At 40.9% G+C, this 11,209-nt stretch carries 11 protein-coding genes; 2 read left to right on the top strand and 9 right to left on the bottom strand.

The annotated features are described in order from the left end of the window. Positions 1-93: 93 nt before the first annotated feature. Positions 94-2,940: a DUF2339 domain-containing protein gene (locus tag J2Y37_RS10825; protein ID WP_349032822.1), complete on the top strand. Its 2,847-nt coding sequence runs from the start codon at positions 94-96 to the stop codon at positions 2,938-2,940. Here the strand turns inward: J2Y37_RS10825 and J2Y37_RS10820 are convergent, their stop codons facing one another. Further along, positions 2,941-3,858, bottom strand: coding sequence for a mechanosensitive ion channel family protein (locus J2Y37_RS10820; RefSeq protein ID WP_004672555.1), 918 nt, complete (start codon positions 3,856-3,858; stop codon positions 2,941-2,943). 9 nt (positions 3,859-3,867) lie between these two features. After that, entirely contained in the window at positions 3,868-4,686 is an 819-nt protein-coding gene (locus J2Y37_RS10815) for a hypothetical protein (RefSeq protein ID WP_349032821.1), read from the bottom strand. A gap of 93 nt (positions 4,687-4,779) precedes the next feature. Here J2Y37_RS10815 and gspE point away from each other — a divergent pair, with 93 nt between their 5' ends. After that, on the top strand, positions 4,780-6,270 hold the full coding sequence (gene gspE / locus J2Y37_RS10810) for a type II secretion system ATPase GspE (RefSeq protein WP_034595181.1): 1,491 nt from the start codon (positions 4,780-4,782) through the stop codon (positions 6,268-6,270). Between the two features lie 65 nt (positions 6,271-6,335). Here the strand turns inward: gspE and J2Y37_RS10805 are convergent, their stop codons facing one another. The 7 genes from J2Y37_RS10805 to J2Y37_RS10775 form a co-directional block, all read right to left on the bottom strand. Then, entirely contained in the window at positions 6,336-6,770 is a 435-nt protein-coding gene (locus J2Y37_RS10805; RefSeq protein ID WP_005198385.1) for an organic hydroperoxide resistance protein, read from the bottom strand. A gap of 118 nt (positions 6,771-6,888) precedes the next feature. Further along, complete coding sequence (locus tag J2Y37_RS10800; RefSeq protein WP_004672562.1) at positions 6,889-7,251, bottom strand: DUF4951 domain-containing protein; 363 nt, start codon at positions 7,249-7,251, stop codon at positions 6,889-6,891. A 205-nt stretch (positions 7,252-7,456) separates the two neighbouring features. After that, on the bottom strand, positions 7,457-8,281 hold the full coding sequence (locus J2Y37_RS10795; protein ID WP_349032820.1) for a carbon-nitrogen hydrolase family protein: 825 nt from the start codon (positions 8,279-8,281) through the stop codon (positions 7,457-7,459). A 28-nt stretch (positions 8,282-8,309) separates the two neighbouring features. Next, entirely contained in the window at positions 8,310-8,831 is a 522-nt protein-coding gene (gigB, locus tag J2Y37_RS10790) for an anti-anti-sigma factor GigB (RefSeq protein WP_004672564.1), read from the bottom strand. A 102-nt stretch (positions 8,832-8,933) separates the two neighbouring features. Then, a complete protein-coding gene (gene gigA, locus J2Y37_RS10785; protein WP_004672565.1) occupies positions 8,934-9,902 on the bottom strand; it encodes an RsbU family protein phosphatase GigA in 969 nt (322 codons plus the stop codon). A gap of 131 nt (positions 9,903-10,033) precedes the next feature. Further along, entirely contained in the window at positions 10,034-10,915 is an 882-nt protein-coding gene (locus J2Y37_RS10780) for a VacJ family lipoprotein (protein ID WP_005198378.1), read from the bottom strand. A 104-nt stretch (positions 10,916-11,019) separates the two neighbouring features. Beyond that, on the bottom strand, positions 11,020-11,209 hold a 190-nt coding region (locus J2Y37_RS10775; RefSeq protein WP_349032819.1), incomplete at its 5' end, for a hypothetical protein.

The following is an 11,209-nucleotide window of genomic DNA, read 5'->3' as shown; positions in this document are numbered from 1 at the left end:
TAAAAAATTGCAGTATTTTGTATGCAAAAATAGCTGCTTATCTAGTGATCAAGTAAGATAGCCTCAATGAAGCTGTTTTATTGATATAAGTCTATGTATAAAAAAGACAAACAGGGAATTGTCATTGTTTTAATTGCTTTGACTGTGTTGCTGGCTTGTGCCATTGCATTTAAATGGCAGGGAACCATTGTTGCTGCCACCGTGGGATTAACCGTTGTTATTGTGCACATCCTTTCTGAAATTCATCAACGCTTATGTCAGTTGGAGCAAGCCTGTTCTGGTTTTTCGGGTCAATCCCCAGGAATAGTGATACAGCGGGTACTGATTTATAGCGCCGCATTGGTTGCGTTATTTGCTTATGCCAACACGTGGATGTGGCTGGCAGGCGGTGCATTATTGGTACTGATGTTGTGTTTGATTCAAACCATCAGTGCATTTCAAACCAGATTGCTGCATTTAGAACAGTTCTCAATGACTACACCGAAAACTGAATCTGCACCGCTTGTTCCAGAAATTGAATCATCTCCGCCATTAACGACCACTACTTTACCAGTGTCTGAGTCACAACATCCTGCTTGGATGCAAGCTAATACTGGATCAAGTCAACAACCCAATACTCAAAACCCTTTCCCTATAAGCTCTCCGTCTGAATCTAAAGATGCAGCATGGTGGCAGCCTGCATTTGATTGGATGATCCATGGCAATCCAATTTTGCGTGTTGCGGTGGCGATCTTAATGGTTGGCGTGGTACTGCTGTTACGGTTTGCCAGTGAACATTGGCAGTTAAGCCTCGGTGTAAAACTCGGCTTTATCGCCTGTGCAGGTGGGATTACAACAATCGTAGGTTATTTACTACAAAAGAAAAATCAGCTATTTGCAGTGGCTTTACAAGGTTTAGGTTTAGCGATTGTCTTTTTAACACTTATTTTCTCGCATCATTTTGCAGTGATTGCTAGTTTGACCACTGCCAGTATCCTTTTTGTGATTTTATTATTGGCAACCGTCTATCTCAGCCTCAAACAACAAGCCCTATATTTGGCCATCCTTGCGTTGACTATGGCCTATCTTGCGCCATTACTTATTCCGCAAAATCATCCTGATGTCATCTTTTTATTTGCTTATTATTTTCTGATTAATTTGGCTGTTGCCGCCGTTAACTTTATTCAACCTTGGAAGATCCTGCACCAAATTGCGTTTTTTGCCACCATGTTTATTGGTGGAGCGGTCATTGCTATTTATGCAGAACATCAGCAACACACAACCCTTGATTTTATCCTTTGGTTGCATATTGCCTTATTTATTTGGCTGAGTATTCGTTATAGCCAATTGATGTTACGTGCGCAAAACCTGCAACAAGAAACAGCGCCTAAAGCACAGCGTTTACAGCCGATTTTGGATGTTGGGCTGATTTTTAGTGTGCCTGTGCTTGGCTTTTCTTTACATGCTTATTTGATGCATAACTCAACTTCAGCATTGACTTGGGGTGCAGTGGCATTGGCGGTTGTTTATATCGTTTTAAATATCTGGATTAAACGTCAGCATCCCCAATTATCGATCTTAGCAAAAAGCTTTTTTATCCTTGCAGTGGTTTTTGTTGCGTTGATTTTCCCGCTTGCTAAAGGTGCACATTGGACCTCAACAGGTTGGGTGATTCAAGGAACAGCATTGATTGTTTGGGGAGTGACTGAACGTTATCGTTTGAGTCGTTATATTGGGGTAGCATTGGTTCTATTCAGTTCAATTGCACTGATGTTCCAAGTTTGGTCCAATGACCATTTCCCAGTCCTCAGTACTGTCATTTATGCCTTAGCTCAATTTATCTCGGCATTTTATTTATTACATTATCAACAAGTCGAAAAGTATTTTAGTTCACGCATGTTGAGTGGGATTTTTATCGCATTAGGCATGTACGCGGGTTCGATCGCTGCTGTTGAGTTGATGCAGTGGCAGCAACATGGACTCAGTCCTTATTTAGCAGTTGCTGTGGTTTTACTGGCGATATTTAGCGTTGCAGTTTATTTGAAATCAAAATTGCAATGGCAGCATCTACAGCTCACCTTGTTGGGCGGACTATTATTTTTACTCTATAGCGCAAGTTTGGCTGAAAATGTCTATTGGTTAGGGCATTGGTCAAGTTATTTAAGTCAAGTGAGCTTTTTGATTGCTTCAATTGGTTTAACCGTGTTGCTTGTGGTGTTAAAGCCTTTAGCATCCAAAACTTATCTGCTGGTGTGGTCAACTTTGCTTTGGCTGAGCTTGGCGAGTATTGGTTTAGCTATTTTCCCGAGCATGCCAGTGATTGCTTTAGCACTTATCCCAGCGATCTATAGTATTTGGTTGTTTACATCGAAGCAGACCCAATTGCTGCATCAGCTCCCTGTCTGGAGTTTAACTTTGTTTTGGTTGGTGTTGGTCAGTCTAGATCCTTATTCTGCTGAGCAATATTATAGTGTGCCGCTGTTAAATTTGACTGACATTCTGTCTTTGTTGATGTTCATTGGCATGATTTGGATCATTTATCATCACGATTTCAGTGCTGAACGATCGATTGAATGGGGCTTTAAAGTCACAACTATTTTAATTGGTTTGTTGGTACTTAGTAGTGTGGTGGTTCGTGCTATGCACCATTATTTGGGTACGCCATTATGGGGTGGGGCAATTTGGCGAAACGGTGATGTGCAACTGAGCTTGACCTTATTGTGGATGATTTTGGCTTTTGTATTAATGACTTTTTCTAGTCGTCGTCATATTCGTCAAATTTGGTTTGTGGGTGCTGCGTTGTTAGGTATCGTGGTGGCTAAATTATTATTACTTGACCTATCGCAAAGTGGCACATTGACCCGTGTGATTTCATTTATTGGGTCTGGTGCAATCATGTTGGTGATAGCATATCTTGCACCTTTGCCACCTGCGATTGACGAGCCTGAGAAACAGCGCTGATTATTTCTCTTTCTGTTCTTTTTTGAGCTCTTTTTGGTGTGTATATTGATCGATTTCGTCATTTTCCAATGATGCAGGTCGATCAATTAAACCCATTTTTGGTACTGGAATTTCAATTTCATTTTCCAAGAAACCATTACGAACACGTTCCTGCATTTCATCACGAACTTGAATATAGTTTTCTTGACGACACCATACCGCAAATAAAATTTCGATTGAGGATTCTTTAAAAGCAGTCACTGTGACGGCTGGTTTAGGGTCATCCATCACGAGCGGATATTTTGATGCGACATCTAATAACACCTGTCTGACTTTAATAATATCTTCGTGGAAGTTAATCGCTAGTGTAATGGGAATACGTCGTATTGGATATTTAGATAAATTCATGACTGGTGCACGAATCAATTGCTCGTTTGGCAAGCGAATATATACATTATCTAGTGTCAGAAGCTTGACCGAAAGTAGGTCAATCGAAATGACTTCACCTTCAATGGTATGTCCTCGAATCAAGGTGATTTGAATAGTATCACCGACTTCAAAAGAACCTTCACCGATCAGAAACAAACCACTAATCAAATTGGATGCAGAGGTTTGTGAGGCGAAACCCAGTGCGACGGTGAGAATACCTGCCGCGCCTAAAAAAACGCTGAGTTTAAATCCTGCTTCTCTTAGACTGGTCATAATGAACAGTAAGAAAATGAAATAGAAAATCCCTCTGCGCCACAAAAGGCGTTGATGTGCATTGAGTCGGTTGCCAATGGTTCGAATAAAGGTATTGGATAATAATCTTGCAATGATAAAACCAATAAAACATAAAATAATCGCGACTACAATTTCACTGAGTCGCGCAAAATTAATATTGGTAAATATGCTGGTGAGGTTGCTTGCAACATCTTTCGGAATATTGGAATCTGGCATAGCAACCTCTTAAAAAAACGAGTCAAACATATTCAAAAAAGTACTATTGGGTGAGCGTGGAGGGTGAATATAGGTCACTTCTCCTGCTTGATTTGGCGTTCTATTCTCGATGCGAATTCGTGCTTGTTCAGCACCATCATAATAAACCTTGATCTTGGAGGTCCATAGTCGACCAGTGCCTTCACTATAAAATAGAGGGAGGGCAGGAACGGGGACATTCATACGGTCAAAACGGAGTTGATGTGGGCTGTTGTTTTGAAATTCGATGGGCGTGACTGCGCGAAAAGCACGCGGTGTTAAAAGGTTTAAATCCGTGCGACCATCAACCGAAGTGGCGTAGCAAATTTCTCCATGTTGAGGATTTTTCCCGAACCACGTGTCTTTGGATTGAATCACAGGAATGTCAAACAAAGGTTCTACCAATCCATCAGCCAAACCAGCAATCCACAGAGGGGTACTGATATAAAGTGTTCCCCGTTGACCAGCTGGGATATAAATAGGGTCTACGGGTTTAATGACCACTGAACGATCAGCCAGACGTGGCATCAAATGAAACGTCTCATTGGTTTTATGCAGCATGTAGCGTTCAATTTTTGCAGGTTGTGGCATTGCAAATTCAGTATCCGTTAGAATTCGCCATTGTTGTTCATAATCGTTCTGATAGTGCGGACGATGGTATTCCAATCGCCACTCTTTAATTCCGCGTGTGAGACGGAAGAGTAATGAACCGAATTGCCAAGCTTTAGCTTGTTGAATTTCAAATTTTTGTTCGCCCCACCACTTCAAAGATTCTGAATGAGGCGCTTCATATAGATTATTTTGAGACAAGATGCAAAATTCCTTTGTGAGGATGCTAAAGAGACTTCACGCTGTAACCAGCTTAGAGTACACTCAATGCTTTCTTTTATCATTATTTGTGTGATGCAAATACTTAAACAAATACAAATTCCATATAGTTTTGCCAAACGGCATGGCGTTTTGTTCCGTTATGAAGGCGATCAAGTTTTTATTGTGCGACGCAAGGAAACGGCGCGTATTGCTTTGCAGGAAGCACGTCGAATTTTGGGGAAGTCAGCTCATGATCAACTTTGTACCGAGCAAGAGTTTCATGCTTTACTCAGTTCAAGCTATGCAGGAGATACAGGCGAGTCGCAACAAGTTGCCGCGGGTTTAGAAGATCACCCCGATCTGTTGAGCTTGGCGGATCAAGTTCCTGAAGCGGAAGATTTGATGGATCAGGAAGATGATGCACCGATTGTGCGCCTCATTAATGCCTTGCTGTCAGAAGCAATTCGTGTCAGTGCATCTGATATCCATATTGAAGCCTTTGAGAAAAAACTTTCGGTACGCCTGCGTGTTGATGGTCAACTGCGTGAAATCGTACAGCCGCGTCGTGAGTTAGCGCCGTTGTTGGTTTCACGTATCAAAGTCATGGCTAAACTTGATATTGCAGAAAAGCGAATTCCTCAAGACGGTCGTATTTCCTTGCGCTTAGCTGGACGCGAAGTTGATGTGCGTGTATCGACATTGCCATCATCACATGGTGAACGCGTGGTGATGCGTTTACTGGATAAGCAAGCTGGGCGTTTAAATATGACCCATTTAGGCTTGATGCAAGGTGATTACGCACGTTTAACTCAATTGGTACATCGTCCACATGGCATTATCCTTGTGACTGGACCAACGGGTTCGGGTAAAACCACGACATTGTATGCGGCACTCTCTGATCTGAATGACCACACGCGTAATATTTTGACTGCGGAAGATCCGATTGAATATCAACTCGAAGGGATTGGTCAAACACAGGTCAATACCAAAGTTGATATGACCTTTGCTCGTGCGCTTAAAGCGATGTTGCGTCAAGATCCTGATGTGGTCATGGTCGGAGAGATCCGAGATCTTGAAACGGCTGAAATTGCGGTTCAAGCGTCATTGACGGGTCATTTGGTTTTATCAACGCTACACACCAATACTGCAATTGGTGCAGTCACTCGTTTAAAAGACATGGGGATTGAGCCTTTCTTACTTGCAAGCTCGCTGATAGGCGTGATTGCACAACGTTTGGTTCGTACTTTATGTCCACATTGTGTGACATGGCGTAGAGCAGATGATTTTGAACAACAGCTTTTCAAACACCTCGATGTCAATCATCAAATGGAGTTACCAGAGCCGCAGGGTTGTGAGCATTGTTCACACGTAGGGTTTAGCGGACGAACGGCAATTTATGAAATTGTACCCGTTGATGAATCCATGCGTCGTTTGATTCATGGCAATGCTGCTGAATATGAGTTAGAAACCTATGTTCGTAAACAATCGGGTTCAATTCGTGATGATGGTTTAAGAAAGGTCTTGGCTGGCAAAACCACTTTAGAAGAAGTGTTGCGAGTCACCAATGAAGCTGCCGAAGGATAAGCAATCAGCGGTACGATAAAAAAACAGCATGGTGAATCCATGCTGTTTTTTTATCAGTGAGAGTATTATTCAGCAGTGACGATATTAAAATTCACATCAATATTATTGCGTGTTGCATTCGAGTATGGACAGACGATGTGAGCAGCATCAACCAGTTGCTGTGCCTCTGCCTCCTCCATTCCTATGAGATAGACATTTAAAGTCACTTCAATACCAAATCCATTTGGAATAGGGCCGATCCCAACTTCACCTTCAACATAAGCATCTTTACTTATATTGAACTTATCGCGATTCGCAACAAACTTCATTGCCCCTAAGAAGCATGCAGAATAACCTGCGGCAAAAAGTTGCTCTGGATTGGTGACAGCACCACCAGCACCGCCCATTTCTTTTGGCACACCTAATTGAACATCTAAAACACCATCAGAAGACGTTGCACGGCCATCACGACCACCTGTTGCTTTCGCTTTTGCGCTATAAACCACTTTTTCTAAAGACATGATTATTATTCCTGAATATTATTGAATAGCATTAGATCGTACGCTATATGAATTAAAAAACAAGTAAGTAAAGGTTGTTCAATTTTGAATATTAAGTGCTTATTGTTATAGGATTTGTTTACCAAAGCTCTGCAATTTTTTTCATTAATCTTGCTCTATAACGAGCGGTGGGGTTACTTATATTTTTCTGAGCTTCTTGCTCATAATACTGCTGCCATGCTTTGATCATTTCCAAGGTTGTCCCTTTTTGTTTAATGATCACCACATCTTCAGGCTGAATATAGTCTAAGCGTTGTCTCGCACCTTCCGCCCCTGTGCCCCAGCCAATGATCCATTGACCAAAAGTATTGAGAGACAAGTTTTGTGGTGTGGATAAATTATTTTGCGTATTGGTTGATACATCAGGAATATCTTCTACTGATGTCGCATGGAGTGGTGTCGTTGCCCCTAGAAAAAACAATATGCTAATAAATCTAAACATGAACAAAAGCTTAATAAGAATGAATTGACAATATTATTTCACTCATCGAATAAAGTCATTTTGCTTTGTTCGACAGAGTTCAATAATTTGTATTAAATCATGATTTAAGTAGGCTGACATGAATAAAAATGATCAGAACAGTCAGCTTATGCCAAGAAATAAAGGTTTAATTGAAGTTTAGATATTTAAAGTAGGAAATATATTTCTAATAGTGGATGAGTTGGCGATGTTGCATCAACGGCATTGCAAGACGTACCGCTTCTTGTTCTGCGAGATCAAAAGTTGAGCTGATTAAAGCATGACCTTCTGTATTGAGTATTTGCACCAGTTGACCACGACTATCGGTGATACCCGCATGCCCCCAAGTTTGACGCTGCTGACCATGCCAACCTTGTTGTGCTGCACCCAAAACATAACATTGACTATCCATTGCACGTGCTTGCAACAATAATTGCCAGTGTAATTGACCTGTGATGTAAGTAAACGCTGCGGGAGCAGTTAAAATATTTGCACCTTGCTGACGTAAAGTTAAGGCAAGCTCAGGGAAGCGTAAGTCATAACACACCATTAAGCCAATATTGCCAAATGGTGTTTTTGCCACAACAGCTTGATTGCCCGGCTCAAAGAATTTTGATTCTTGATAGCCCCCAACGCGATCTCCAACCTGCACATCAAATAAGTGAATTTTGTCGTAGCGCGCTTCTGTGCCTTCAGGGCTAATACATAGACTCACAGTCCGAACGCGGCCGTCGGGAACGATTGAACCATCGGGGCGGAAAGGGCAAGGGAGTGTGCCAGCAACGATCCAAATTTGATAGCGATGAGCAAGCCGCTCTAAGCGTTGTTGAATGCTTTCAAATTGAGCAGCAGTTTCACGTTGTTTACCTGCAGCAAAACAAACAAAGTTTTCAGGAAAGACAATCAGTTTTGCGGCTTGTGCCTTACTTTGTTGGATCAATGATTCAATGACAAGGAAGTTAGCCTCAATGTCATCTTGGGAGTTCATTTGTACAACGGAAAGTAAGGTCATAAGCCAGTCACGATACAGAATTTAGTGATCAAACATTTTGTTTTTGTACATCGATACTTAAGCAATCTTGTTCTTTTTGCAATTGTTTAACCAGAGGCTCAAACATATTCTGGTTGTTTTCATTCAAACGCATGAGTGTTTTATGCGCGTCAAGCACGGTGTTAAGCATAGCACTATGCGTGATATGTTCTTCAGTAAGCTCTAGCGTGCATACATTAGGATCACCACAATAATCCAAAATTACAAACACTTGTGCTAGCCCCATGCTGTTGGCTAAGGTTGTAATATCGGCATTGGTTGAAAGCATTACGGCTTGTATGTGATGCGCTTGCTTAAGTTTTAAGCCTAGTTTTGCCAGTATTCCTAAGACGGTACTGTCAATAAAAGTGGCTTGGGTAAGATCAACAATTGCACCAACAACGTTCTGTTGTTGTTCAATTCGGTTGAGGAGTTTGTCTAGACTTATACAAGAGTGAGCACGCACTTCGCCAATAAGCTTGAAAATATGCGTTCCGTTCAAACTTGCATATTCAACATGACCTGTTGACATATAAATGCCATTTTCAGAGAAAGGATATAAAATTATCCCATAGTGATATTCCAGACACAAGGGCTTGGATACTGTGAACTGGTTAAGATATTGATTTTATGATTAATTCATTCGGCATAAACTTAGAATGGCAATGTCATCGGCGACATGTTCTGGGGCGCGGAAGGAGTTATTCTGTAGATGTTCGACCAATTGATTAAACTGATCATTCAATCCACCATCGAAAGGCTCAAGCGCGCCGTCAGAACATAAAATGAACCGTGCTTGGCGATTGAGTATACAGTGATGTTCTTCAACTTCCAGTTCTTCTGTGAGCCCTAAGGGAAAACTACTGGTTGATAGAATTTGTGGTGGTTGGTTTGGTTCAAAAATAATAGGAGGAGGATAGTGTCCTGCGCTCGACCAGCGAACTTCGTTTGTTACTAGATTTAGAATCCCTGCTACCATCGTAATATGTTTTTCTATATTTTCTTGCATCAACATGGCATTAAGTTTTTGAATCAGTTGACTTGGCGTTTTTGATCGACCATGAAAAGCTGCCATCCATGACGTCAATAAACTACTGGTGACACCATGCCCTGAAACATCAGCTAGATAAAATAAGACCTCTTCATCATTTAATCGCCAGTAATCGTACCAATCTCCCGATAAATAGGCAGATGGTTGGAAAAACGATTCAAATTGATAGTTTGGTAATTGAATTGGATTTGGTAAAAGACGTTGCTGTAACTCTGCCGCAGAGGGAAGGTCGCGGCTGTCTTGATTTCGCTTGTATTGCGCATCTATTTTAAATAAAGCATGTATTGGATTCTTGGGAAGGTTATCCCACATCCAACCTGCTAATGCACCCATTTCCCAAGCTTGAGCAAGTGCAGCACCTTCATGCTCAAATGCAAGCACAATGGTAGGAAGTTTCCATTGATATTTTAGGAAGTCTTGTACATCAGCAATCGCAATAATTGTTTGATCATACAAATCCAAATCATTCACTTGAATGATTTGGAGGGTCGGTAACTCAGTTAAAGCTTGATCTAAGTAAGGTATGGAGCGTGTGGGTTGAATGAAATACATTGATGTATTGCCAATCCTTTGTATGATCACTTTTTAATTCATCATAGATGAAAGATAACTTAAAACCTAGTGTTGCTAGCGTTTAAATTCACTAGCGACACATAAGTTTGTAAGACATTATTTTAATTTAACTATTCTTCATCTGAAAATGATTCATCATTATCATCTGCATCGTTGATAAAGGAAATGTCATTTGCATCACCACGTTTCTCTGCAATTTGGAAAGCCTTACGTTGCAAATAAAAGTCACGAATCATCGAATATTTATCACCTTTCAAGCTTTCTTCAATATCGAGAAGCTGTGAACGGGCATCTACAGCTTGCAATACATTGCTTGACCAATAAATACCATCTTGATCGTCAAGTAAATATTTCTGTGGACGACCAAAACTATCTGCGGCTAAGCCAAAACCATCTCGAAACGTACTTGGGCCAAAAAATGGCAACATGACATAAGGGCCAGAAGGAACGCCGTAATAGCCTAAAGTCACACCGAAGTTTTCTTCTTCTGTTGATAACCCTAAACGACGAGCAGGGTCAGCAAAACCTAAGGTTGTGAGTGTATTCACAGTAAAACGACCTAAGGTTTTTGCTGCGCGGCTAGGTCGGCCTTGAATCACTTGATTCACAGCATTCCACGGTTCGCCCAGATTTTTACGGAACTGACGATAAGGGCTACGAACCTCTACAGGAACTTTAGCAACATACTGTATTGCTACCGGTTTCAATAGGTTGCGGTCTAATGCATCGTTAAAAAGGAAAATCTGACGGTTTAATGGTTGTAATGGATCTTTCACTTCATCTGGCTGAGCAGCATTTGCATTGACTTTTAAATCATTTTTAGTGAGATGTTTTAAATCTTTTATTGCTTGTATTGTTGATGTCTTATGTTCATTTGAGATTACAGTTGGATTGCTATCAGTTGCTGCTTCATTAAGCGTCTCTTGAGCAAATACGGATGAGCATGCTCCAGCAGTTAACAACCCAAGCAAGATAAAATTGGAGTAATGCATATTAATCCTTAATCGCGGTCTGAGCGAAATACGGTCATAAAAATGATTGTACTATTTAGCACAAAACATATTAAGCAGAATACAGTTAAAGTACTCATCTATTATTAAAGCAAATTCACTGACAAAATATAAGAAGAAATGTGAAATTGATCTAAAAATACCCACTTAGATAAATAAATTAAAAAAAGGGGTTGCGCCTGATTGGAAATGCTGTAGAATGCACATCCATCGGCGGTGATGCAGATAAAAACTTGTTGAGAAACAAGGATTTGGATTGAAAGATTTAAATCTTGG

It is taken from the genome of Acinetobacter sp. 3657 (genome assembly GCF_031456775.1).
Classification (GTDB): domain Bacteria; phylum Pseudomonadota; class Gammaproteobacteria; order Pseudomonadales; family Moraxellaceae; genus Acinetobacter.
This window is presented reverse-complemented; position numbering and strand designations above follow the sequence as displayed.